Here is a 24,965-nt window from a genome sequence, read left to right on the forward strand (position 1 = left end):
TTAATTATCCCATCGGCTGAGGTCCGCCAAGGCCTGCACCTTGTGAACGAATCCTAGACATGGTTCCTTCTAAGCGTGAAAATTTATCTTTTAAGTTCTTTTCTTTTTGTTGAAGCATGTTCTCTCTTTGAGCAATCCTTCTATCAATTGTTTCAATATTATTTTCTAGTGATCTTTTTCTTGAAGAGAGTAGACCATTTGGAAACTGAAGAAGCTGGCCTACAGTTTCTTTGAGGTTATCGATGAATCCATTAGTTTTTGTACCGTCTTCGTAGCGACCAGTTAGAACTTCAGCAATATGATCGTAATCTTTCTCCATTACTGTTTGAAATTTCTTCTGATCAAACTCAAGTAAACCTTCCCTTGAAAATTGGATACCTAGTTCTCCAATACGAGAAGTCCCTCCGTCTTTAAGAGGAATATCTTTAAAGATTGCACTTCTTAATCGAGATTCGATTGATTGTAGAAGAATATCTCCACCTAGAGTTCTAGAGGTATCAGTCGTTTCATCCATTGTGTTTTGTTGTTTAATGAATGAGAATACACCGTTAATTTGATCAATTAGAGATTTTACTTTCTCTCCAATTTTTCCAGCATCTTCACTAATGTTTATAGTGAACTCATCACCAGGCTTTGCCTTTTTTAGATCAAGAGTTACACCAGGTATTAGTTCTGCCGCTTTGTTTTCAGGTAATTCGATTTCAAAACCATCAAGTGCAACGACAGCGTCTTGGGCCTCTCTTTCAAATTCAATATAAAAATCTTGTTCACCATCTACGAAATAGAAGTGTGGGAATTCTGCCTTGTTAATATCACCAGTATCTTTTAGCGATAGGATTAGACGCCAAGGTGTATCTGATTCCGAACCGTCATTGATAACACTGGCCCTTAGTCCTGATTCTTCATCTTTGTTAATTAGTTTTGCTACTGACTTTAATGAAGCGTTGTCAGCATCTACGTATATTTCTTTTGTATCGCCACTTGGTAGTGAGTATTGAATAAACCCAACACCAATATAACTTTCATCTGGATCAGCAAAACCAGATGTCATGGCCGAAGACTTCTGTGCAAGTTGTTTAACTTCGAATTGATATGTTGCTGGTTCCGCAACGTTCTTATCCGCAGTAATTCCTACGATATCATCATTTCCAATAACACTTAATTCTCTTAGAGATCTGGCACTACCGTTTTGGAGGAGGGTTCCACGCATACCTTCAACTAGGGACGTAAGCTCTTGGACAAGTGCTTTCTTGTCAGAGATCTTACCTTTACGCATTTCCATATTTTGAATAGGAATTCGTTCAGCTTTCATAATTTGCTGAACAATATCCTTTGGAAGTCCCGTGTTAATGGAGCCCATTGCTATCGACAAAAATCCTCCTGATTTTAGATGTGAAAATCCTTTTCACACTTGTCTCCAACTCTGATTTTATCACACTTGAGCTTTTTTTTCCGTCGCATCATTAGTGGAAGAATTTTCTAGGCAAGGCCTCTTCGTCATTTGATGTTTTAGGGGCTATAATAGATAAATCCCTGAAAATAAAAAACCCGCCTTGTGGGCGGGTACTTTTCGAGAAAGTAATTTTTTTGGGATTGGGATTTTGTACTAAATTTATCGGGTATTACTGTGAAAACTTTAGAGAAAAAGTCGGATATTTACATTGAAAAGACAAAATTCTTGTTATTTCGACTAGTTACATATTTTACATTCTTATTATTGCCAATCTATTTGCAAAAAGAAGTTAATCTCGAGCCAATTTGGCAAATTATCGCAATGATTTTCTTTTCAATGTTTATTGTTTCTCAGTGGTTCTTACTGGGAAAGGAAATTGACCACCGATTAAAGATATATTTCAAAGTGAACTCATCCATCGATAGAGTCGTTTATCGACTTTTTATGGGGATGTTCTTTATGGCCATTTATTTCAACTTGCTAAGCCTTTTGCCTCACAAGTGGAGTTATAATATTTTTTGGCTTACGTGGATTGTGATGGGGCTATTTTATTCATGGCCTACGCGAGGAAAGATCATTAAGGAGTCGGTTTCGACTAACTTCCATGAGTATCGCTATCTTGATAAGTTTGAAAAGACAGTACTATTTTTAACAGTAGTTATGTTCTTTACTTCGCTACCTCAGTTGCCAAATTTATTTTCGACAAGTTCTCTAAGGCTGTTCTTTGATCCAAGTGAACGAGTCTCAGGAGCATTCTGGAACTTTATATCAATTAACTATATTCCATTTAGTAAGTATCCAAAGCTTTTAAATCTATCATGGTCGATTCATTTTTACTTTGTAACGATGTCTCTATTTTTGATGACCTTCTACGCTCTTCTTCGAAATTTTGTTTCAAGGAGACTATCTCTTCTTGGAGTATTCGCGTTAGTTTCTTCTTGGTCATTTTCAAAGATACTTGCAAATAACTACGGATTTACCCTTTTAACGACTTTTTCTGTTGTGTGGGTATGGTCTACACTCTGGTCGACAAAGAGTTCTACGTACCGTTCAGGGCTGTTTATAGGTCTGCTAGGTGCTTGGGGAACAGTTATTGATAAGTCGAATATAATCTTATTAATAGTTCAACTCCTATTAATCCATTTTGTTTTCTTCAAAGAGGAAACTGCATGGTATAAGAGACAATTTTTCAAATATACATTGTTGGGAGTCTTTCTCTCTATTTCTCTGTTCTTTTTATCAACGAGTACCGTTTCAATCGAAATGATTGAAAGTGTAAACATAATTTCTGCAGAGATAATGAGGCTCGTGTCTCGTAAATCATTCTTTATTCTCTCAATTTTTGGCCTAATAGTTTTTATGTATAAAATTTTAGGGCAAACGCGAAGTGAGAAGCACAAAATACTAAATATCTCGCATGATTCTTCCATTAAGGTTGCTATCTCTATTCTGTGCCTCCTTCTAATTGATGTTCTCTTTAGCTCGCGAACATTTCAGGACTTTTCTATACTGTGGTTATTGGCATTTTTTAGTGTCTTACTTATCGAAGTTATCTTCCAGAAAATCAGAGGGCTTAGAAGCTCTAGGAATATGATATACGCGGTTTATATTATTATCTGTCTACTGGACTCACACTTTGAAGGACGAGTTAAAATCCTATTAAGAACGATCGGAGCAATTGACTAAAATCCTAGGACTTAAAATTATTTATTTATATGAGAATTAATTTATAATTTAATTAACGTTAACGATGAAAGGGAGTTTCATCTGTTTAAGTCTCATATAACAAGACAATTGTTTGAAGAGTTTTCTGATTCCTACAAAATGCGTAAAGACGCGGCCACTTCACATCCATTTGTATTTGTCGACCCAGCTGATAGTAGTATCAAGCTGATAGCTAGTTCATTTACTTATGATGATGGTGAAGAGTATGGAGCGATCCTAGCAGGTAGTGAAGAATTAGAATTCATGGTTACTTCCGAGTAACTGCCTCTACCTTACTGAAATAACTATTATTGTGCTTTGAGCATAAGGGAAATCCATCCCTCAAAATCTTACTTCAGATATTCGAAAAATATTATTGACAAGCTTTAAAAGCACTTTGAAATGTGCATATGTGGATAAGTTAGCTTTTTTTGTTGGTAAGTTTACTTGCGACCTGTCAAAACCTGTCATCACATCGCAACATCTAAGGTAAAGTGTTGAAAATAAGGCATTTCATTAGTAAAAGTTAAATTAATGAAAAATAACCAAGCATTATGGTCAAGTGTGGATAACTCTGTTAATAATGTTAGTAAAAAACCTGAGTCAATAAGTTTTTTCACAAAAGAAATTTTTTTTTCGCGCTCAGATGTAAGAAAAATGTCGTGGACTTACAAAAAGCGACTTTTTCAGTTTTTTGAATAATGTTGGTCTAATATCAGGTATAAGGTTTAGTTAATGACGTTTAAAGTAAAAGATTATTATTACAACAAGGCTAAGAAAGAGAACTTTTTGGCCCGCTCTATTTATAAGCTAGAAGAAATTGATAAGAAGTATAAGGTTATCGAAAAGGGTAATAATGTACTCGACTTAGGTTATTTTCCAGGCTCTTGGATGCAGTATACGAGCAAGAAGATTGGGCCAGAAGGCTTTGCAGTGGGTATTGATATCAAGCCAGTAAATAAGAAACTTTTAGGAGTTAAGAATGTCAGGCTTTTTGAAAAGTCGATTTTTGATGTAACAACTGTGGAGGAGCTTGATTTTGATCGCAAATTTGATGTTGTTATTTCTGATATGGCCCCAAACACTACTGGTGTACGCTCTGTAGACCAATTAAGAAGTTTAAATTTAATTGAACAAGTTTTTGCACATCTTGATGTCTTTTTAAAAAAAGATGGAAACTTTGTAATTAAAGTATTTGATGGCCATGAGGCCCAAGTCTTTTTAAAATCACAAAGAAGTATTTTTAAAGAATTCCATTTCCTAAAGCCGAAATCTACACGTTCGGTTAGTAAGGAGTTCTTTGTGATTGGTAAGGGCTATAAAGGTGTTCAAATATAGGTTTTTGTATAAGTATTTATTAGTTTTAGCTCCGCTCGCTTTAATAGGATATTTTTTAGTAGGAAAAGACGAGCAAAAGAAAATAGAAGTTAAGCCAAAGGCGAGTGAAATTGATAATCATCAATTGAAGCACTACCTCTCAAGCCAACTTTTAGATCCTAAAACTCCATTTAAACAAACAATTTCACATAATTCGAAATCTTACAAAGTGAACTATTCAACAGATCCTGAATTAGAGAGCTTTGTAAGAAAACGACTTCGTTATTATCGTCCTGATAAAGCAGCTATTGTTGTTATGGATAATAACAACGGTAATCTATTAGTCAGTATTGGATTTACAAGAGAAGGAAAGGTTTTTGATTACCTTCTTCCTTTTACTGGGACACATCCGGCAGCAAGTGTTTTTAAGATTGTTACAAGTGCAGATCTTATCAATAATGAAGATTTTAATATTCATGATAAGTTTAAATATCGTGGTCGCGGAACGACTCTTTATAAATATCAGTTAAAGAATAAAAAATCGCGTTGGCAGCGAACAACATCTTTTGATAAGGCTTTTGCATATTCTAATAATGTAATTTTTGGAAAGGCTGCAATTAATAATACAACTCCTGAAGAGTTAGAGGAGATGGCAAAGCGCCTTGGCTTTAATGACGAGTTAATGAAGGAAATTGACTTGGCCAAGTCGACATTTGAAATTCCTCAAACAGACTATGCAATGGCCGAAATAGCGTCGGGCTTTAATAAACGTACGCAAATCTCTCCGGTTCATTGTGCTGTACTATCAAGTGTTGTTGCTAATGATGGGGTTTTACAATATCCACGACTGGCAACTGACTTAGTTGATGAACAGAATCAAAAGGTTTGGCAAAACGAAATTCGTAAAGATCAGGTTATTGGCCAAGATACTGCTAAAGAACTATCTGAACTAATGCAAGGAACGATTAAACGCGGTACTGCAAGAAGAACTTTTCGAAGATACATGAGTAGACGTATTGCTAATAAACTCGAGATAGGCGGTAAAACTGGTTCAATTACTGGTGGTTTTCCGTTTGGGAAAAGAGATTGGTTTACATCTTATGCTAAACCGAAAAATAATTTAGACGATAAGGGTATCTCTGTTTGTGTCATGATTATTAACTATAAGAAATGGTATGTGAAATCGACTAAGTTGGCGCAAGAAATTATTTCAAAGTATTATCGAGGAATTAAGTGAGTGATATTTTAGACGAGAAAATTGCTAGTCGTAAGAAAAGTTTTCTAAGGATGAGTCGAGACTCATTTCTAATAATATTATTTCTTTTGGTTTTTAGATCTTCTTTTTATGAGCCATATCGAATTCCCTCTGGTTCAATGATCCCGACACTAGAAATAGGTGATTTTATTTTAGTTGAAAAATTCAGCTATGGCCTAAAGTTACCCTTTTCTGATATTGCCCTAGGTGGGGTTAATTCAAACCCTGTATATCTACTTAGAACTAATGATGTCCAACGTGGAGACATCATTGTTTTTAAATATCCAAACGATCCAAAAATTAATTATATTAAAAGAGTCGTTGGACTACCTGGTGAAACTATTGAGATTAAAAACAAGAAGATTTATATCAATGGTAAACCAATAAACGAAAAATTAATTGCAACAAGATTCAACGATAATTACGATTATCTTGAAACTAAGATGAATGAGAAAACATTTGTTGTTAAAAAAGATATGGATAATATCTATAAGCTAAACTATCCCGCAACAAAAATACCAAAAGGCCATTATTTCGTAATGGGAGATAATCGCGACAACTCTTCTGATTCTAGAGCATGGGGATTCGTACCATTCGAAAATATTAGAGGACGCGCCTTCTTCGTTTGGTTCTCAATGATGCAAGATAGCTATACTGGTCAAATGAATATAAAATCAGAGCGTATTTTTAAGTCGATTGAGTAAGATCGATTCTTGTTGCACCATCATTTCCTTCATCTGGTGACCAATTTAGATCTCTCTGTCTTCTAAGCTCATTTCTCAGCCATTTCTTTAATGTACCATCGCCATGGCCATGTACAATGATTAAATAGGGAATATGTCCCATTCTTAGATCATCAATGCATGAAAAAACTTTCTGCTGGAATTCGCTTAAACGCATCCCACGACAATTAACCTCTGTAGTGTAGTTAATGGTCTTAAAGACATTAATTTCAACTTTTTTTGCTTTTTGTGGCTTCTTATTGTTGATACCTTGTTGATCAAAAAGGGAAGCCTTTGGAACAGAAATTTTCTTTCCATTAACCTCAACAACACAATTCTTACCTTTTATTTCAGAAACAATACATGTCGAATTCAGACGGTCGCAAAAATAGCGAGAACCAACTTTTATCTCAGTCGCAATTTGTCTTTCTTCTTTTGGCCTTTCATTTCTATTTGGTTTAAGTCTTTCATATTGCTTGTTTAAGGTAGAAATTTCATTACTTAAGCTTTTAGTCTTAACATCATTAAGACCTTTTATGATCTTTTTAATTTCTTTTTCATATTGATCATAAGCTCTCTGTTTCTCTAAGAAGAGAATACCTTCTTGAGATTTTTTTTGATTCTTAAGTTCATGATTAAGCTGAATATTTTCTTTAAGTGTTTTGCTGATTTTTTCTTGTTTCTTAGATAGATCTTGAAGAAGCCTTTCATAAGTAACGTATTTAGTATCAAGCATTTTTTTAGCATCATCTAAAATAAATTCAGGAATATTGTGTTTCTTACTAAGTCGCTTAAATATCTCTAGTGCCATTGATGAACCAGGTGTTCCAATGATTAGTTTGTATGTAGGAGTATTATTATCAAAATCATAACCTACATGGGCTGAGATAAATTCTTCACTTTCTTGGATTTTGGTTTTAAGTAATTGGTGGTGTGTCGAAATAAGAACATCACATCCAAGTTCTTTTGTAACATAATTAATAATTGAATAAGCAAGTGATGATGCCTCATCTGAAGATGTCGAATTAAAAATCTCATCTGCAGCAATAAGTGAATCATTTTGAATATTTTCTAGCATTGATAAGATTACCTGAACTTCTCCCGCAAATGAGCTTAGTCCCATTTCTAAATCTTGGTAATCGCTGTCAAAGTAAAATACATCACTTTTATATTGTAGCTTTGCTTTTTGCGCAGGAATGAATAACCCAAGTTTTAGGAATAAATGGGCAATAACAATACTTTTGATGGATACTGTCTTACCACCTGTATTGGGACCAGAGATAATAATACCTCTTTTCTCACTATCAACTTCGATTGTGTTTCTGACACAATTATCAATTAGTGGATGATAAAAATCGACCAAGTTTGTTGAACCATCAAAACTAACTTCTGGATAACAAAAACTTTTCGCGTGTGAATAACTAGCTAATGTATATGTATAATCTAATTCTATAAAAAATGAATACACATCATGCATTGTTGAAAGATCGTTATTCACTAGGTCACAAAAATTCTTACATATTTGTGATATGGCATAGTCAATTTTAGAGTTTATTTCGATAAGGTCATTAGACATCTTTCTCGTTGCAACTGGTTCAACAAAAAGTGTGTTACCTGTTGAAGACCTTGCAACGATACTACCTAGATCACTTCTATAAGAGTCACTTCTGATTGGAATGACAAATCTTTCATTAATAATATCAAAAGTATCCATTTGAAGACGCTTGGAAATGTCTTCATCCTTAAGAATAAAATTGATTGTTTCTCGAATTCTTTTTTCTAATCCTAATTGTTCTTGGATAAGTGGTGCGATAATAGGGTGTCTTTCAAGATGAACACTGCCGTCTGCATCGACAAACTTTCTAAATGGATTGATAAATTTCTGCTTTAGCCTTTGAGTTTTATTCACTAACTCATCTAGATAAATTCGATAGTGGCTAAAATTAAGAACTCTTTTGGTTGAAAAAAGGTTTTCAATTATATTTGCCAAGAAGTTAAGCTGATCTAATGTCGCAACGCCACCTTTAGAGATGTAATTTAGGGCATTGTGATTTTCTTCACTATCTCTCAAATTACTAAAAAAATAGTCTCCTAAACTACCTGACTCATCAATTTTCTTAATAATCTCATTTAAGTCAAAAAAATGCTCACTTAATTGTTCAGATTCGAATATCTTTGGATTATGTTCTATAATATTTTTATTAACTTGAAATCTTGCGTGGGTGATTATTTCAGAAGCTATCTTGCTCCAGTCAATATTACTCAGTGTTTGTGACAAAATTGTTGGATTATTCATGAATTTAAATTTCTCAGAGCTAGGTCGAAATGTCGATAGAATTAATGATCAATTAATTGAAAATGGCGCTTCAACAAATCCTCGAATACAAAAAATCTTCTCATCGGGAAAGCTCGTATTATTACAGCTTAGACTTAGAGGAAAGAATCTTTGCATTACAATTGGAAGAGGAGGAGAGCATTGTGGTATTTGGGACTCAATTCAATCGATTCCTTCAGAATATCGAATTACACGTGATCAGTTTCTAGAATTTCTAAGATCTAATATTCGAAATAGTCGACTTATTGAAATTGAAACTGATACCAAAGATAAGTGCTTAAATTTCAAGTTTTACGATAAGAGTAACCTTTTGCTTTTCTGGAAAGGACGACAACTATTCTTTAGTTATGTTTATATAAACGAGGGGAAGAAGTTTCACTTTTCTCCATGGCAATCGAATAAGAAGCAAGTTTTTGATTTTGAAAATTATTTCGACATCTTCAATGAATTAGGAAGAAAACAACTTGATACAAAAGATGTTAAGGAAAAAAAGCTTATTCTAGCTGAAGAAGATGTTTTTAATAAAAAAGCAGAGACAACTTATAATAAAAAATTGTTGCGTAAGAAAAATTTTATTCAAAAAGACCTTGAAAACTGTAAGGTTAGACATGAGCTTGAGAAGAAATTAATTAACGATGAATTAGATTTAAATGAACACGTTTTCAAATATAAATCACTCAAAGCTAAGTTTGATTTTGGCCTTAGTTACTATCAAAAGAAGAATATTCTTTTCACGAAGATTAAGAAGTTGCGAAAAGGTGAGGAATTTCTTGAAAAACGTCTTGCTGATGTTATTAAAGAAATTGAATCCAAGAAGGAAGTATTTGTTCGAGAAAAAGTGAATGTACCAGTTTGGAAGAAAGTAGCACCCAAAAATACTGAAGTTAATAAGTCGGATGATCATTCAATTTTTAAATGGAATGAAATATCAATTGCTGTTGGACTAAATACTAGGGGAAATGATTATATCCGAAGTAAATGGTCTAGTAAGGGTGATATTTGGTTTCATATAGATGGAGATAAGAGTGCTCACGTTATTGTTAAGAATTTAGAAGGCTTTGATTTTGATAAATATAGTGTAGTTGCTTCAATTCTAGCTGATTACAGTGAGTTTAGTGCTGATCAAATACCTGTTATATTTACTCAGGTAGAGAATTTAAAAGGTGTTAAGGGCTCTGCAGGTAAAGTTATTTATAAGAAGGAAAAGCATTTGATTTTACCTAAAGTCAATTGGAAGGAAATAATTTCAACTAGTTGGTAAAGGTCTGTGTCCCTTTTAAAATAAGTTAAAAGGACATATTATGCTAAAATTTAACTTATCCCTAATTGTTGTTTTATTACTTTCTGTCACATCTGTATTTTCTAACAATAGTAGTATTTTTAATGATCACAAATTAAGAACCTACACTCCATTAGAAGGGGAGATTCAAGATTTATTTTTCGATATTCGAGAACCTAATCTTGAAAAGTATGTAAGAGCAAATACGGCCCTTGAGCCTGATGATGTTTACTATCGTGTTTATTGGGTATATCCAAACAATATTAGAATTAGAGTTGAAGGGTTACCTGAAAAAGGTTTTGATTTATTAAAGCAGACTTTGATTGCAAAAGTTAAACCTTACGTAGAATTAGTTTTAGCGAAAAATCTAACGACTCCTTTAGAAATGAGTGCATTTAAGAAGGATCCTAAAAATAATAGTCGATTCATACGAGTTAAGGATCAAGCAGAATTATTAGATTTGAGTATTGAATTGTATTCAAGTGGACAAATTAAAGAGATTGAATCAAGTAGTCCACAGTTGCATACAAAAACTTCTTTTTCATATTCAAAAAAATCATGGGCAAAAGGTAAAAGTGTTATTTCACAGATATCAATTTCTGAAGGAAGAGGTGCTTCTTCAATTCTCAAAGAAATTGAAATTGAATATGAAAAATTTGGTACTTTCGGATTACCAAGTAATATCGAAGCAATATCGTATGCCATAACTGGCGATAAAAAGGTTGAGCTAGGTAAGATAGATTTGAAGATTCAAAATTATCAAATTAATACTGGGCAAGCCAAAAAGATTATAGGCCTATAAATGAGACAAATAGAAATTAATAAAAAAGTTAGACTTTACTTTGAAAGTAAAGTTATCCATTTATCGGAAATTGATATTGAGGATTCTCTACGCTCTTTTCGTCCGGGGGAATGGTGTAGTTTCAATCATTTGAAAAATAAGTATATTGGCTTTGTGAATCCAAACTCGACAAGAAAAAAGAATGTCGTTGTCTTGAATTCAACTTTAGGGCCATGGGATTACATCTCTAAAACAATTGAAAAGGCGATTCGTTATCGAAATGAAATTGGTTATGGTAAAAATGCTAGGTTAATTTATGGAGATGAGGATGGACTGCCTGGACTTATTCTCGATGGATATCAGAACTGTGCAATTCTACAAATCAATACAGCTGGAATGGATGGCTTTCGTAACGAGATAAAATCACATATCCAAAGCTTATTAGATAAAGAAGTGATTCTTCTTGATAATAAGAAATATAGAGATATAGAAGAGCTCCCTGTTTTTGAAAGTGATGAATTACCAGATGTTATTAAAATTGAAGAAACAGAATTTCAATATCAAATCAAGAAAGATCTAATGCAGAAGGTTGGTTATTATTACGACCACCGAGAAAATAGAAGAAAATTTGAAGATCTAATTAAAAGAACAGGACAGAATTATAAGACTGGTTTAGACCTCTTTACCTATGTGGGATCATGGGGATTACACCTTCTCAGAGCTGGTGTTGAAAGTGTTGAGTTTGTTGACCAAGCTAATATGAGTGAAGTTGTACATAATCATCTTGAAATTAATAATTTCAGTGGCAGAGGAAACTTTACTCGTAATGATGTATTTAAATTCTTAGATGAAAAAGTAAGTGAAGGGAAAAGTTACGATGTAATTGTCTGTGACCCTCCTGCTTTTAGTAAGAGTTATAAAGACAAAAAGGCTGCTATAAGTGGCTATGAAAAATTATATACAAAAATATTCAAAATGATAAACAAGGGTGGAATTCTTGCTGCTGCATCTTGTACTCAAAATATTTCAATGAATGAACTAGATCAATGTGTAGCTCGTAGTGCGCAGAAGAATAATTTATCAATCCGCTTAATTGACACAGGAATACAAGGACTAGATCATCCAATTAGCAAGTTAGAATCAAAATCAAATTACATAAAATATTTAGCATATAAGGTGGAAAGAAATGACTGATAGTTCAAGACAGAAGGTTAATAGTGTTTTAGATAGGGCCAAACGTATTGTTTATGGTCAAGATGAAATGCTTGATAGTATCATTGCGGCTTTAGTCTGCGAAGGACATCTCTTAATTGAGGGGATGCCTGGACTGGGTAAAACTTTATCTGTTTCTACAATGAGTAAGCTATGTGACTTAACTTTCAAAAGAGTTCAGTTTACGCCTGACCTACTTCCCTCTGACTTAGTTGGAACGATGGTCTACTCTCAACAAAAGGAAGAGTTTTCTACAAAGTTTGGTCCAATCTTTACACAACTTTTACTTGCGGATGAGATCAATCGATCTCCTGCCAAGGTACAATCAGCTTTACTTGAGGCCATGGCCGAAAAACAAGTTACAATTGGTGACTCTACTCATAAGTTATCGAGCCCATTTGTTGTACTAGCAACACAAAACCCAATTGAGCAGGAAGGAACTTATCCGCTTCCAGAAGCGCAGTTAGACCGTTTTATGATGAAAGTTAGTGTAAATTATCCTGACTTCGAAGCTGAAAAATCTATTTTAGATTTAGAAAATGTAAAGCAAGACCTAGGCTCTTTTCTTTCAACCGACGATATCCTATCGATTCGCCAAGAGATCGATAAAGTATACGTCGATGATAAGATGAAAGATTTAATTATTAAAATTGTTAGAGCAACCAGACCTGGAGATAAGCATTTTTCTCCTGATTTTAAAGGACTTGTACAAGCAGGAGCTTCTCCGCGTGCAGCAATCTGGCTACAGAAACTAGGTCGTTTTAATGCCTTTATGGCCCAACGTGATTTCGTTACACCAGATGATGTAATGAAAGTCGTTGCCTCAGTGTTAGGACATAGAATTATTTTAACTTATGAAGCATCCATTGATGGAATTAATCCGAGAGACTTAGCAGTTAAGATTGCTCAGAAAATGATTTAATATGAAGACACTTGAAGTACATCAAATTGTTCAAAATATGAAAAATAGTTTGTTCAAACGATCAAACTCATTTTCTATTGGTATGCTTAAATCTCACTTCAGAGGAACGGGATTAAAGTTTAAGGAACATCAGGTGTATGTTCATGGTGATGATGTTCGTTTTATTGACTGGAAGATGGTCGCAAAAACAAATACTCCATATATTAAGACTTTTGAAGAAGAGAGAAATGTTGAGATTACAATCCTTTTAGATTGTAGTCCCGGTATGGTTATCGGACACAACGGAAAGTCTAAGCTTGCAGCAGCTTTTGAAATTATATCGTTACTTTATTTACTCTCAGAAAAAACACATGACTATATAGAAACAATTATTTGTTTGAATGATCGAGTCTTAAGAGTTCAAAAAAAGAGAGGAGAGGCAGGGCTCGTTGCGTTTGTTGACGCCTTGAGGAAAACGAATGTTATTAATCAAGCAGGAGAGATTGATGTTGAATATCTGGTTTCTCAAAAAGAAAGAAATTTCGCTAAATTTGATGCCGAACTAGTTCGTGAATTTTATAAGAAAAGAGAAGTCGTTATTCTAAGTGACTTTTATGAATTCTTATCTCCAGAAACCCTAAAGAGATTAACTGCACGTAAACATGTTCATGCTTTTCGTTTGCTCTGTCCCCTCGATACTTCTAATGAGTTTCGATTCTCTATTGTTGGACGTATCGCTGGTAAAGGTAGTGGTAAGGTTGATACGAGATTAAAAGGAAAGGCGGAAGTTTTAGATTTTGGATTTCGTTTGAAAGATATAAATGTAGGGGATCGCTATTTAGAAGACTTTGTTAAGGAGATGTTGTAGTGAAAGCACGTTTCTTTTATGCATTCTTTTCAATTTTATTAATTTGTATGTCATTTAGCTCCTTAGCTTTAGACACCAAAATTGAGATAAGTATTGATAGTGAGAATAATGTTTGGAGTGTTGGTGAAATTAAAGACTTTAAGCTAACTATTTATCCAATAAATGACATAGTAGATGAAGATATAAAGGCTCATTTATTATCACGTGATTTTGCTGATATTATTAAAATATCAAAAGTTAATAAGCAGTATTTCTTAGCTGCTAATCCAGAATATTATATTATTGAAGCCAGTGGTGTACTTATTGCTACACCAAAAGATTCGTTTCCAAAAATCTGGGATTATCGAGGAATGGCCCTAGGGGTTACATTTTCAGACATTGGTTTTCAAGATACTACAATTAAACAACAGGATTTTTTTGTATTTAACAAAAAGCTAAACGAAAATAAATCGATTTTAGATTATTCAATTTATCTTCTTATCGTTCTTATGCTTCTTGGATTGGCTATATATGGTTATCTACAATTTTCAAAAAAAAGAAGAGTGCATCAAAATTGGCAAAAAAGAGTTTTAACTTTTAAAAGTGCTGATACACGTGAAAAGCATGAACTTATATATAGTGAGAAGGATTCTTTTTTTGAATTATTTGAAAACCGTGAAGCCTTTAAAAATTATTTGAATAAAGTAAATGAAGTTCAATATAAAAGAGCTTGGACACCTGAAGATGATGTAGCAATTGTAGCTCTCCATGAAAAAGCAAAGGAGAATATCGTTGTTAAGTAACTATATCTTTCATAATAAGTACTTATTCATCTTTGGAGTTATTGGCTTTCTTTTTTGGTGCGCTGATTTTTTTGCCATTTTTAAAAAAGGTGAACTTATCTTACCTCCTAAATATAGCTTAAAGAAAAAGCCGTCATTTCTAAGAGGGTTGCTGTTTCTAATGGCCATTGGTGCTTGGGCATTAATAAGCTTTTCATTAATGGGCCCAAAAACTCCAATGGGTAAAAGCAATGTGAAGAAAGAGATTAATGACATTTATTTTGTAGTCGACGTCTCTAGATCTATGTTGGCAGAGGACTTTCCGCCAAACCGCTTGGAAGCGGCAAAAGGGCAAATAAGAAAGTTCATTGAACTATCTCCTGTTGATCGCATCGGTATTATTATGTTTGGAGATAAAGTTTTTACACTAATTCCTGTGACTACTGATTTGAAATTAGTCGAACAATCGGTAGAACAAATTAATATTGGTTTTCTAGGCTCAGGCACAAATATTGGGGATGCCTTAGGGCTTGCACTAGCACGATCTGAAACCAGTGTTGCTGAAAACAAATCTATAATTTTACTAACTGATGGTAGTGCCAATGCCGGATTAATGTCACCGATGCAGGCAGCAGAAAAAGCTAAAGAGCTTGGCATTAAAATATACACAATTGGTATTGGTGGTGATCCTGATGCTAAACTACCAGTTGGTCGTGATGCATTTGGTAGAATGAGATATCAAAATATGCCTGGTCAAAGTATGGACTTTGAAACTTTGCAAAAAATAGCTGAGATGTCTGGAGGAAAAGATTTTGTTGCCTCTGATAATGAATCTTTGAATGAGGTACTTTCTGAAATTAATAAATTGGAAAGAAAGGGCCTTGAAATTAAAGGGCGAATTATTTATCAAGAGGACTATTACAAGTTCTTACTTGCTGGCGTTTTACTTTTGATATTAATTGAAAGTACTCGTAGATTATATTTAAGGGAAGTAGCATAATGGATTTCGTTAATACAAAGCTATTGATTATATCTATTATAGTAGTCGCTATATTTATATTTTTTCTTACCTTATTAAGAAAGAAATTTTTCAAGATTGTTAAACAAGTATGGAATTTTGATTCGCGTTTTATTTCTAAGCTATCTATGTTCTTATATGCGTTAGCATTTTTAGGTTTTGCCTTATCTTTAGGTGATTTAAGAGGGCCGGAGGAACTTGTTGAATCTAATATACCTAATCAACGTACACTTATTCTAATTGATAACTCGCAAAGTATGTTAGTTGAAGATATCAGACCTAATCGTATAGCTAAAGCTGCAATTATTGCTAAACATCTTGTGAAAAATGCATATGGGCACCAGATTGCATTAAGTGTCTTTTCTGACATACAAAGAAAAATTGTACCCTTTACTGATGATGTTGATATTTTAGAGTCACGTCTAGGAAGTATGCTGAGCGCAACACCAGAAGGTGGATCTAATGTGAGTCTTGCTCTTAAAGAAGCTTTTCAGTTTTTTAAAACGAGTGAAGGTTTTTCTAAAGGAAATATCCTCTTAATCACTGATGGTGAAGAGCATGGAAGTGTTGATGTTGAAATACCAGACGAAATCAGCCTTGCTATTATTGGCGTAGGAACTGAAGAAGGTGGAAAAATTCCAATGCGTGGAAAACGTGGAAACTTCTTCGGATATAAAAAGTTTAATGGTGTTGAAATTATATCAAAAATGAATAAGCAATTTTTTGAAGATTTAGTCGGTAAGTCAAAATATGCAAAAGTATGGTTTGTTGAATCATATAGTTTACCGACGCAAGAAATATTGGCTTTCTTTAAGGATGTACATTTAAATTCTTTTACAAAAGGAACTTTGAGGTCTAGGCCGGTTTTAGGATATTGGCTTATTGTTTCAAGTATCTTGTTGTATGTGTTTTCTGTATTACTTGGGCGCTTTAGAACTTTTAAACCAGCTGTCTTAGTTTTACTTATGTGTCTTTTTATTTTGCCTGAAGTTAATACTTTTGCTCAGGACGATGAAGAAACTCCAGTTGATCCCTTACAGCAGGAACTTGTAGATAAAATGAGGGCCGGTAATATTTCTAAAGAAGAGAAGTTGAAACTGGCCGAGCTTTTTCTTAGGCAAAAAGAGGGGCAAAAGCAAGCTGCAGAAATTTATAATGAAACATTAAAGAATTATGAAGATGAAGCACCGGCAGATCTATTTAATTATGCAACTGCACTTTTGAAAGATAATCAATTCGTAGACTCTATTAATTTGTATAAGTACATATTGGAGAAGAACTCAAACAATAAAGAATTAGAGCAAGTCATTAAGGAGCAAATTAAGTTTGCCCTACAAAAGCAAAAACAAGACAAGCAGAAGAAGAAAGAAGAAGAAAAAAAGAAGCAACAAGAAAAGAAAGATAAAGAAAATAAGGATAATCAGGAAAATAACGAGAATAAAGATAATAATGATGACCAACAGAAAAAAGAAGGTCAACAAGACAATAAAGATCAAAAAGACAAGGGTCAAAAAGGAAAGGACTCTAAAAATAATAAGGACAATAAGAAATCAGACTCTTCAGATAAAAATAAAGATAAACAACAGTCTGAAGGTGATCAAAATAAAAATGAGAAGAAGAAACAAAAAACTCAGCAGCAACAATGGAAAGAACTTGAAGATCAAGCTAAGAAAAAGAAGCGTATGAGAAAGGCAAATGGTGTCTTCAAACAAATCATGAATGATGACTCTCAGTTGCAAAAGAAACTTTTTGATTCAACCTCAGATGGTAATAATCGTAAGGATTGGTAATGTTTAAGTATATAGTTTTATTTTTGTTAACATTTTCTTCGCTAGCACAAACGATAACAGCTAAGGTAAGTTCATCAGAAGTATCGTTAGAAGACTCTTTTAAGTTGATAATAAATTTTGAATATCAAGGAGAGACTGAACCATATGTTAATTTCAAATTGAATAATGCTGAAATCGTATCTGATAATACGAACGATGCAAGCCGTCTTATGATAAAGGGTTACTTTGCTGGCGGTAAGATGGTTCAAAAGAAAGTTTATAACTATGTTTATGAGCTGAGGGCCATTAAAACAGGTTCTGCAGTTATTAGAGATATTAAAGTTGATTTCGGTGCCCAAGTTGTGAAACACAGATCATTAACTGTTAGAGTTCTTAGTCAAAGAGCAAGATTGCAAGATTATTTTGTACGTGCTGAAGTTGATAAGACACAGGCATATGTAGGTGAAAAGATCGACTTGGTTTATTACATTTACTTTAAAGGGCAGATTTCAAATCCTGAATTTGTAAAATTCCCTGTTCAAAAGAACTTTTTAAAAAGATTTGAATTACCAAGATCTTCGGTTGAAAGTGTAAGTATTCAGGGAGAAATTTATAAACGAGCCGCTTTGTATAAAAGTGTACTATATCCTGAAAAAGCAGGTGACTTATCGATAGATCCAGTTGAAATACGTTTTCAACATCCCGATTATACAAGTAGACGTGGAAATGCCTTTGGTATGTCCTTTACCTTTAGTACTGGTTCCGAAAAAACTAAAGTGTTAAGGAGTGATCGAGTTAAGATTAAGGCATTGCCTATACCTGTTGAAAATATGCCTAAATCATTTACTGGTCTAGTTGGTAAACATACTTTCAACCTAAGCCTGAATAAAAGTAAGATTGTCGTAAATGACGTACTTGAGGCACGTTTAGAAATTCGTGGTGATGGCGCTTTAGAGAAGTTTGATGCTCCTCGCTTGATAACATCAGATGCGTTTGAAGTTTTCGAAACAAGAGCAGAAATGATTGAACAAACAGCTTTAGTTAAAAATAAAGTTTTTGATTATACGTTTCTAGCGAAGAGGGCAGAGTTCGTATCGGAAAGGAAAATAGAACTATCTACATTTAACCCACTAACAGGGAATTTTGAAACGACAGAATTAACAATTGATCCATTGATTATCATAGGTTCCGGTTCTGCGGCTTCAAATATAGCTTCTGATGAGACTAAAGACGTTGTTAAGAAAGTTCAGCAGACAGCTCCTGCCGAAGTGAAGACTGTTGTTTCTGGAAATATTATGGCTCCTGTTTTTACGAATTCTAAGAAGAGGAATCTGTGGGACATTATTAATTACTCTTTAATCGGGATCGCCGCTTTTGTAATTGCACTAACAGCATTTCCTTACATTCGCTTCTTTGATAGAGACCCATTTAAGAATCTTAAAAGAGAATTTAACTATTCTAATATTTTTCACCATATCACGACATTTACACCAGATGTGCATGGTGATAGTTTAAATGATCGTATTAAGGGGATGAGAGTCTCTCCTGAGGCACGAAAGTACTTTAATGACTTGGTTGATAATGCTGGAAAAAATGAATACAAGGGAGCCAAGTTACCTCTTAAGTATAAAAAAGAATATTGGCAAGAATTAGCTAGAGCAAATAATGAAAATAATTAAAAGTTTAAAAGATATTGAATGTGATAACTTTGCTATAACCATAGGAAACTTTGATGGTGTACATCGAGGACATCAAAGAATTATTAAGCAAATTTATAGTGAGTGTAGCGAAGCTAATTTAAAGCTCGTTGTTATCACTTTCACTCCACATCCTGTAGAAATTCTTAACCCTAAAGAACACTATCTTATCAATAGTTATGAGGAAAGAAGAGAACTTCTATCTGAATTAAGTATTGATTATCTTCTTGAAATTGAATTTAATCGAGATCTTTCAATGAAAGAACCAGATGATTTTTTAAACGAATATATTTTCAATCACGTTGAACCACAAAGAATATACTTAGGACATGATTTTGCCTTTGGTGCTCAGAAAAAAGGGAACCATGAGTTTGTTAAGAAATTTTGTGCTGATAAAGTAACAGATGTTAATGTTCTATGCTCTTACGATGTTGAAGGGGATAAAGTATCAAGTACGATCGTACGAGATGCACTATCTATCGGTGATGTTGAAAGCGTTGCTAAATATTTAGGGCGCGAATACTTTATTCGCGGACGAGTAATCAAAGGAGCAGGTCGAGGTCGTCAGATTGGAATTCCAACTGCAAATTTAGCACTTGATCGCTATCGTCGCTACCCTAAAAATGGTGTTTATATAACTAAAACGAAATTTGGTGAATCAACTTGGTTTTCTGTGACAAATATTGGCCACAATCCTACATTTACTAACGGTAATAACGTTTTTGTGGAAACACATATTTTAGATTTCGATAATGATATCTATGGAAATGAATTAGAAGTTTCTTTTGTAAAGAGGCTAAGAGATGAAAAAAAATTCTCTTCAGTTAATGAGCTTATTGAACAAATAAAGCTTGATGTAGAAAAGACTCGAGAATATTTTAATGCTTAAGCTTGGTTTACTGGGAAAAGATATTCAACACTCAAAGTCACCACAAATCTATGATGAATTATATAGTGGTCAGGTAGAATATAGTCTTTTAGATGTCTCTTCTGAAGATAAGATTCCTTGCCTTAAAGATATATTTAAAACGTTACAAGGCCTTTCGATTACAGCACCATACAAGAAACACTTTTTAAATGATGTAATTCTAGAAGAGAGTGTTCGAAAAATAGGGGCGATAAATTGTATTAAATTTGATGGTACACAATTTTATGGCACAAATACGGACTTCTTAGCGGCCAAGGAGATCATATTAAATAATGCATATCATAAGAAAGATATCGTCATGCTTGGTGATGGCGCAATGACGGATATGTTTAAGGTCTTATTTGAAGAGCTAAATATTAGCTATCATCAATTTTCTAGGCGAAAAGATGGTGACCTTAATGCAGTTAAATACGAACAATATGTAGAACTAGATAATCTATTGATTATCAACTGTTGTGCTCGTCAATTTCAATTTAATTTATCGTTATCAACTAAGTCTATTTTCTGGGATATGAACTATTCCCATCCATTTCATCACTCTTTTCTGAGCAATAAACTCACTTATATAGATGGAAGTGAACTTCTTTACCTACAAGCCGTAGCAGCAAAAAAATTTTGGAACTTTACGTTATAATAGTAAATAAATAGTAAATAGTTAGTGTATCTAAGTATTCAATATTTAAAGAAACTAATCTTAGGATAACGTAAGGTGATAAGAAAAGAATTTCTAGAAGTCATTTCAAAAACGGGTATGGTACCAAGAAAAGATTTGGTGCCTTTGGCCGCAAATAAAAACCCAGGTGTTGTTTCAGAACTCGATTTGTTAAAGTTTAATTTCTTCGATGATATTAAATTTGCAAAAGCAATTGCAGAGTTAAGTGGGCTTACATATGTTGATCTCTCTGAAACTCGTGTTCCTGGCTCTACACTTCAGTTGGTAAAAAAAGGTGTCGCAACAAAATTTCGAATCGTACCTTTAAAAAGACAGTCCGGTACTTTATCTTTAGCAATCTTTGATCCCTCTCTTGTGGAAATTAGAGCAGAGATTCAAAAAGAAATTCAATCAAACGTTGAGTTTGTTCTTACTTCATTATCAGCTTGGAAAACTTTATATCAAAATATTCAAGCCTCTATTGATGAAATACTTGAGACGGTTAGAGAAGTTAGAACTGATCAAGCTACTGGTGACGATAATGTTAAAGAAGAAGATATCGGAGAAGATATTATTTCTTACGTAAATAAGGTACTCGCTGAAGCGTATATTAAAAAGGTTTCAGATATTCATGTTGAACCTTATGAAAATAATTTTAGAATTAGGTTTCGTTTAGATGGATCCTTACATGAATATGCAGCACCTCCAAAATCGATGCTTTTACCACTTGTCTCTAGAATGAAAATTCTTTCACAGTTAGATATTTCTGAAAGAAGAATCCCACAAGATGGGCGTATTAAGCTTGAAATTGATGGTAATCCAATTGACTACCGTGTTTCAACACTTCCAACATTGTTTGGAGAAAAGGTTGTAATGCGACTGCTAGATCAATCAAATCTACAGCTTGATATGACTAAGTTAGGTTTTGAAAAGAAACAGCTAGAAGTTTTCTTAGAAGGGATTAAGCAGCCATATGGAATGTGTCTTGTAACTGGACCAACAGGGTCTGGAAAAACGACGACTCTTTATTCAGCACTATCAGAACTTAATAATATAGAAAAAAATATTTCCACTGCAGAAGATCCTTGTGAATTCAACTTGGAAGGTATCAATCAGGTTAACGTTAGAAAAGATATTGGTTTAGACTTTGCAAGGGCCCTTAAGGCCTTTCTTAGACAAGACCCTGATATCATCATGGTTGGGGAGATTAGAGATCAAGAAGTTGGAGAGATTGCTATTGAGGCCGCTCTTACTGGCCACATGGTTCTTTCTACGCTTCACACCAATGATGCGCCTTCAACGGTAACTCGATTGTTAAATATGGGAATTGAACCATTTCTTGTAACTGGTGCGTTGAATGTTGTTGTTGCACAAAGGTTATGTAGAAAGATTTGTGAAAATTGTAAGACTATAGATGAAAGCGTAACTGTTGATCAGATTGTTGCATGTGGAGTTACTCCTAATTCTGCAAAGAACTTAAAAGTCTATCATGGTACAGGTTGTGAGTTTTGTGATGGGTCTGGATATAAGGGCCGTGTCGCAATCTATGAAGTTCTAGAAATGACTCCTGCTGCAAGGGACCTCGTTTTAAAGCATTGTTCTTCTGATGATTTGAAAAAACAGGCTATCGCTGACGGTATGAAAACTCTAAGAATGTCTGCATTAACCAAGGTTGCAGAGGGTGTCACAACTTTAGCGGAAGCAATTAAAAACTCAAGTGTTGATAAATTATAAAAATATAAATGGGTGATATAGATGAGTAGCGATAATACGCAAACAAAAACTAAAACCGAAACAAAAACAGGTGCTATCACGAGTGCGGAGTCTTTGAAGATTCAACAGTTATTTAAGCTGATGGTTGATAATGGTGGATCCGATTTACACTTAACTCCTGGTACAGCTCCTGCAATGAGAGTCAACGGGGATATTGTAAGAGTTAAACTACCGGCCCTTGATGCATCCTCAAGTAAGTCACTTATCTATCAAATTCTTTCTGAAGAACAGAGAAATGAGTTTGAAAAGAATTTAGAGCTAGATCTTGCATTTGGGATAAAAGGCCTTGCACGTTTTAGAGCAAATATTTTTTATTCTAAAGGTGGAGTTGCGGCAGTATTTCGTTTGATTCCAAGTGCTGTTCCTGACTTTAAAGCACTTAACTTACCAAATGTTTTAATGGAAATGACTGATGTTTCAAATGGTTTATTTCTAGTTACTGGGCCTACTGGTTCTGGTAAGTCGACGACTCTTGCAGCTCTTATAAATCGATTAAATGAAATGGAGCCTGCGCATATTGTGACACTGGAAGATCCTGTTGAATTCGTCCATCCTCACAAAACGAGTATTGTAAACCAACGTGAAATTGGACGAGATACTCATTCATTTGAAAATGCTTTAAAAGGTCTCTTAAGACAAGATCCGGATATTGTTCTTGTCGGGGAGATGAGAGACGTTGAGACAATTGAAGCCGCTCTAACGATTGCGGAAACAGGACACTTGGTTTTTGGAACACTACACACTAACTCATGTGTGCAAACAATTAACCGTCTCGTTAACGTATTCCCTTCAGATCAACAGGATCAAGTTAGAACGCTACTTTCATTTGTTTTACAAGGTGTTGTTTCACAACAGCTTTTACCTAAGACATATGAACCAGGACGTGTCGCTTGTTTAGAAATTCTAAGACCTACACCGGCAATTAGAAATCTAATTCGTGAAGATAAGATGCATCAAATTTATTCTCAGATGCAGATTGGTCAAGATAAGACTGGTATGACGACAATGAATCAGTCAATTAAAAAACATGTTGATTCAGGGGCAATTGATGCAGAGACAGCAATGTCGTATTCAACGAATCCGGAAGAACTTGGGCCGCAACTAGGTCTTAAGGAGAGATAGAGTAAGATATGCCAATTTATAAATGGGAAGGACTAGATAAAAACGGAAAGAAGACCAACGGTCAAATACAGGCCAATGATGAAAACGACGCTAAGAAAAGACTTCGCGCCCAAGGAAATCGTGTACGTAAAATTATTCCACCTTCGATCTTAGAATTTGATATTAACACATGGTTAATTGAAAAAGGTATTGGTTCTGCTTTCGGTGCAGCCGAGCTTATGAACTTTACAAAGCAATTGTCTATTATGATCAATGCAGGTGTACCTATTATTTTGGCGCTTGAGATTATTTATAAATCAGAGAAAAATCCTTCTTTAAAGAATGCTGTTAAAAATATTGCGACTGATGTTTCAGAAGGTAATACTCTAGCCGAAAGTATGCGTAAGCAACAAGGCTTTGATAACCTTTACTGTAACCTTGTTAAGGCCGGAGAGGTTGGAGGGATTCTAGATGAGATTCTTTCTAAACTAACAGAGCACTTAGAAAAGCAAGAGAAGATTAAAAAACAAATTAAATCAGCTATGAGTTATCCATTAATTGTTTCAGGTATTGGTGCTTTAGTAGTTTGGGGACTAATTACTTATGTTGTGCCTCAGTTTACTGGAATGCTTGCGGACACTGGACAAGAGCTCCCTTGGATTACTCAATTTGTAATTGATACTTCAGAATTTTTTGGTGAATACTCTGGCAAGATGATCCTAGGTGGAATAGCTTTATTAATTTTTCTAACTTACTTCATAAAAACACCTCAAGGAAAAATTGTATTTGATAAGTTTTCAATGAGTGTACCAGGCTTTGGTATTGTTATTATTAAGGGGAGTTTAGCACAGTTTTCAAGAACACTTTCAACACTGCTTGGTTCAGGTGTAGCACTCATCGATGCCTTAGAAATTTGTGTTGAAACAATTGATAATAGTGTTATCTCTGGTGATATCAAAGAAGTAAGAAAGAAAGTTATTGAAGGTAAAACTCTTACTGAACCATTAACTAAGATTGACTACTTTCCAGAAATGGTTGCTCAGATGATTAAGGTTGGTGAGTCAACAGGGGCAATTGATCAAATGCTGGCAAAGATCTCTGTTGTTTTTGAAGATGAAGTTAATGATGCAATTACTGCAGCAACAAAAATGCTAGAACCTTTAGTTCTTGTCGTTCTTGGTGGAATTATTGGTGGTGTTCTTATAGCAATTTACTTACCAATGTTCATGTCAGCGGGGGCATAAATACTTAAATTGACAAAGATTAGAGGCAAAAAAGTAGTTAAAATTATTTATTGTTTTAAGATAAGGCATTGATATTATTGGGATTTAATTTTTAACTTAAATATGCCGTAAAGTAGTTATAGGGCTGGTTAAATCTTAATTTTAGCTAAGTTCTTAAAGTTATTTAAATTAATCTATCTAAATTAGATTAACGAG

Annotated in this window: 21 protein-coding genes; 19 read left to right on the forward strand and 2 right to left on the reverse strand. The window is 34.1% G+C overall.

The window, feature by feature from the left end; translation table 11 throughout:
- Positions 1–4: 4 nt before the first annotated feature.
- Positions 5–1,372, reverse strand: a complete 1,368-nt coding sequence (gene fliD, locus ACMAYL_RS09805; RefSeq protein ID WP_392993819.1) for a flagellar filament capping protein FliD — start codon at positions 1,370–1,372, stop codon at positions 5–7.
- 357 nt (positions 1,373–1,729) lie between these two features.
- On the opposite strand from fliD, the gene ACMAYL_RS09810 reads away from it, so the two are divergent.
- From ACMAYL_RS09810 to lepB, 5 genes are all read left to right on the forward strand, one after another.
- The gene (locus tag ACMAYL_RS09810) at positions 1,730–3,139 is read left to right on the forward strand and encodes a hypothetical protein (protein WP_146037877.1); all 1,410 of its coding nucleotides are present in this window, start codon (positions 1,730–1,732) and stop codon (positions 3,137–3,139) included.
- A gap of 138 nt (positions 3,140–3,277) precedes the next feature.
- Positions 3,278–3,439 (forward strand): hypothetical protein, encoded by a 162-nt coding sequence (locus ACMAYL_RS09815; protein WP_158246909.1) that lies wholly within the window; start codon positions 3,278–3,280, stop codon positions 3,437–3,439.
- Between the two features lie 453 nt (positions 3,440–3,892).
- On the forward strand, positions 3,893–4,495 hold the full coding sequence (locus ACMAYL_RS09820) for an SAM-dependent methyltransferase (protein WP_103218488.1): 603 nt from the start codon (positions 3,893–3,895) through the stop codon (positions 4,493–4,495).
- A 4-nt stretch (positions 4,496–4,499) separates the two neighbouring features.
- Complete coding sequence (locus ACMAYL_RS09825) at positions 4,500–5,711, forward strand: penicillin-binding transpeptidase domain-containing protein (RefSeq protein ID WP_146037876.1); 1,212 nt, start codon at positions 4,500–4,502, stop codon at positions 5,709–5,711.
- Complete coding sequence (gene lepB / locus ACMAYL_RS09830) at positions 5,708–6,433, forward strand: signal peptidase I (protein WP_412471042.1); 726 nt, start codon at positions 5,708–5,710, stop codon at positions 6,431–6,433. The genes ACMAYL_RS09825 and lepB overlap by 4 nt, the downstream gene beginning before the upstream one ends.
- On the opposite strand, the gene ACMAYL_RS09835 is transcribed toward lepB, so the two are convergent.
- Positions 6,417–8,747, reverse strand: a complete 2,331-nt coding sequence (locus ACMAYL_RS09835) for an endonuclease MutS2 (RefSeq protein WP_412471043.1) — start codon at positions 8,745–8,747, stop codon at positions 6,417–6,419. The genes lepB and ACMAYL_RS09835 overlap by 17 nt on opposite strands.
- Here ACMAYL_RS09835 and ACMAYL_RS09840 point away from each other — a divergent pair.
- From ACMAYL_RS09840 to ACMAYL_RS09905, 14 genes are all read left to right on the forward strand, one after another.
- Complete coding sequence (locus ACMAYL_RS09840) at positions 8,746–10,047, forward strand: hypothetical protein (RefSeq protein WP_412471044.1); 1,302 nt, start codon at positions 8,746–8,748, stop codon at positions 10,045–10,047. The two genes, ACMAYL_RS09835 and ACMAYL_RS09840, sit on opposite strands and share 2 nt — an antisense overlap.
- Before the next feature lie 40 nt (positions 10,048–10,087).
- A complete protein-coding gene (locus ACMAYL_RS09845) occupies positions 10,088–10,867 on the forward strand; it encodes a hypothetical protein (RefSeq protein ID WP_412471045.1) in 780 nt (259 codons plus the stop codon).
- A complete protein-coding gene (locus tag ACMAYL_RS09850) occupies positions 10,868–12,040 on the forward strand; it encodes a class I SAM-dependent rRNA methyltransferase (protein ID WP_412471046.1) in 1,173 nt (390 codons plus the stop codon).
- On the forward strand, positions 12,033–12,980 hold the full coding sequence (locus ACMAYL_RS09855) for an AAA family ATPase (RefSeq protein WP_103218481.1): 948 nt from the start codon (positions 12,033–12,035) through the stop codon (positions 12,978–12,980). The genes ACMAYL_RS09850 and ACMAYL_RS09855 overlap by 8 nt, the downstream gene beginning before the upstream one ends.
- Before the next feature lies 1 nt (position 12,981).
- Positions 12,982–13,827, forward strand: a complete 846-nt coding sequence (locus tag ACMAYL_RS09860; protein WP_103218480.1) for a DUF58 domain-containing protein — start codon at positions 12,982–12,984, stop codon at positions 13,825–13,827.
- Positions 13,827–14,609 (forward strand): hypothetical protein, encoded by a 783-nt coding sequence (locus ACMAYL_RS09865; protein ID WP_412470438.1) that lies wholly within the window; start codon positions 13,827–13,829, stop codon positions 14,607–14,609. Before ACMAYL_RS09860 ends, ACMAYL_RS09865 begins: the two co-directional genes overlap by 1 nt.
- Positions 14,575–15,588, forward strand: a complete 1,014-nt coding sequence (locus ACMAYL_RS09870) for a VWA domain-containing protein (RefSeq protein WP_392993800.1) — start codon at positions 14,575–14,577, stop codon at positions 15,586–15,588. Before ACMAYL_RS09865 ends, ACMAYL_RS09870 begins: the two co-directional genes overlap by 35 nt.
- Before the next feature lie 146 nt (positions 15,589–15,734).
- Entirely contained in the window at positions 15,735–17,396 is a 1,662-nt protein-coding gene (locus ACMAYL_RS09875) for a vWA domain-containing protein (protein WP_392993798.1), read from the forward strand.
- On the forward strand, positions 17,396–19,054 hold the full coding sequence (locus tag ACMAYL_RS09880) for a BatD family protein (RefSeq protein ID WP_412463551.1): 1,659 nt from the start codon (positions 17,396–17,398) through the stop codon (positions 19,052–19,054). Before ACMAYL_RS09875 ends, ACMAYL_RS09880 begins: the two co-directional genes overlap by 1 nt.
- On the forward strand, positions 19,041–19,961 hold the full coding sequence (locus tag ACMAYL_RS09885; RefSeq protein WP_412470435.1) for a bifunctional riboflavin kinase/FAD synthetase: 921 nt from the start codon (positions 19,041–19,043) through the stop codon (positions 19,959–19,961). Before ACMAYL_RS09880 ends, ACMAYL_RS09885 begins: the two co-directional genes overlap by 14 nt.
- Positions 19,954–20,634 (forward strand): hypothetical protein, encoded by a 681-nt coding sequence (locus ACMAYL_RS09890; protein WP_412470434.1) that lies wholly within the window; start codon positions 19,954–19,956, stop codon positions 20,632–20,634. The genes ACMAYL_RS09885 and ACMAYL_RS09890 overlap by 8 nt, the downstream gene beginning before the upstream one ends.
- Before the next feature lie 75 nt (positions 20,635–20,709).
- Positions 20,710–22,386 (forward strand): GspE/PulE family protein, encoded by a 1,677-nt coding sequence (locus ACMAYL_RS09895; RefSeq protein WP_199177555.1) that lies wholly within the window; start codon positions 20,710–20,712, stop codon positions 22,384–22,386.
- Between the two features lie 21 nt (positions 22,387–22,407).
- Positions 22,408–23,547, forward strand: coding sequence for a type IV pilus twitching motility protein PilT (locus tag ACMAYL_RS09900; protein ID WP_392993792.1), 1,140 nt, complete (start codon positions 22,408–22,410; stop codon positions 23,545–23,547).
- Between the two features lie 8 nt (positions 23,548–23,555).
- A complete protein-coding gene (locus ACMAYL_RS09905) occupies positions 23,556–24,770 on the forward strand; it encodes a type II secretion system F family protein (protein ID WP_412471047.1) in 1,215 nt (404 codons plus the stop codon).
- The last annotated feature ends 195 nt before the right edge of the window (positions 24,771–24,965 follow it).

This window comes from Halobacteriovorax sp. RT-2-4 (assembly GCF_047085445.1).
GTDB lineage: Bacteria > Bdellovibrionota > Bacteriovoracia > Bacteriovoracales > Bacteriovoracaceae > Halobacteriovorax_A.

Excerpts from the sequence above, each read along its gene's own strand:
- ACMAYL_RS09815 (WP_158246909.1), top strand. The coding sequence starts at position 3,278 with ATGCGTAAAGACGCGGCCACTTCACATCCATTTGTATTTGTCGACCCA.
- ACMAYL_RS09820 (WP_103218488.1), top strand. The coding sequence starts at position 3,893 with ATGACGTTTAAAGTAAAAGATTATTATTACAACAAGGCTAAGAAAGAG.
- ACMAYL_RS09840 (WP_412471044.1), top strand. The coding sequence starts at position 8,746 with ATGAATTTAAATTTCTCAGAGCTAGGTCGAAATGTCGATAGAATTAAT.
- ACMAYL_RS09835 (WP_412471043.1), bottom strand. The coding sequence starts at position 8,747 with ATGAATAATCCAACAATTTTGTCACAAACACTGAGTAATATTGACTGG.
- ACMAYL_RS09845 (WP_412471045.1), top strand. The coding sequence starts at position 10,088 with ATGCTAAAATTTAACTTATCCCTAATTGTTGTTTTATTACTTTCTGTC.
- ACMAYL_RS09850 (WP_412471046.1), top strand. The coding sequence starts at position 10,868 with ATGAGACAAATAGAAATTAATAAAAAAGTTAGACTTTACTTTGAAAGT.
- ACMAYL_RS09855 (WP_103218481.1), top strand. The coding sequence starts at position 12,033 with ATGACTGATAGTTCAAGACAGAAGGTTAATAGTGTTTTAGATAGGGCC.
- ACMAYL_RS09860 (WP_103218480.1), top strand. The coding sequence starts at position 12,982 with ATGAAGACACTTGAAGTACATCAAATTGTTCAAAATATGAAAAATAGT.
- ACMAYL_RS09870 (WP_392993800.1), top strand. The coding sequence starts at position 14,575 with ATGAAAAAGCAAAGGAGAATATCGTTGTTAAGTAACTATATCTTTCAT.
- ACMAYL_RS09875 (WP_392993798.1), top strand. The coding sequence starts at position 15,735 with ATGTTCTTATATGCGTTAGCATTTTTAGGTTTTGCCTTATCTTTAGGT.
- ACMAYL_RS09880 (WP_412463551.1), top strand. The coding sequence starts at position 17,396 with ATGTTTAAGTATATAGTTTTATTTTTGTTAACATTTTCTTCGCTAGCA.
- ACMAYL_RS09885 (WP_412470435.1), top strand. The coding sequence starts at position 19,041 with ATGAAAATAATTAAAAGTTTAAAAGATATTGAATGTGATAACTTTGCT.
- ACMAYL_RS09890 (WP_412470434.1), top strand. The coding sequence starts at position 19,954 with ATGCTTAAGCTTGGTTTACTGGGAAAAGATATTCAACACTCAAAGTCA.
- ACMAYL_RS09900 (WP_392993792.1), top strand. The coding sequence starts at position 22,408 with ATGAGTAGCGATAATACGCAAACAAAAACTAAAACCGAAACAAAAACA.
- ACMAYL_RS09905 (WP_412471047.1), top strand. The coding sequence starts at position 23,556 with ATGCCAATTTATAAATGGGAAGGACTAGATAAAAACGGAAAGAAGACC.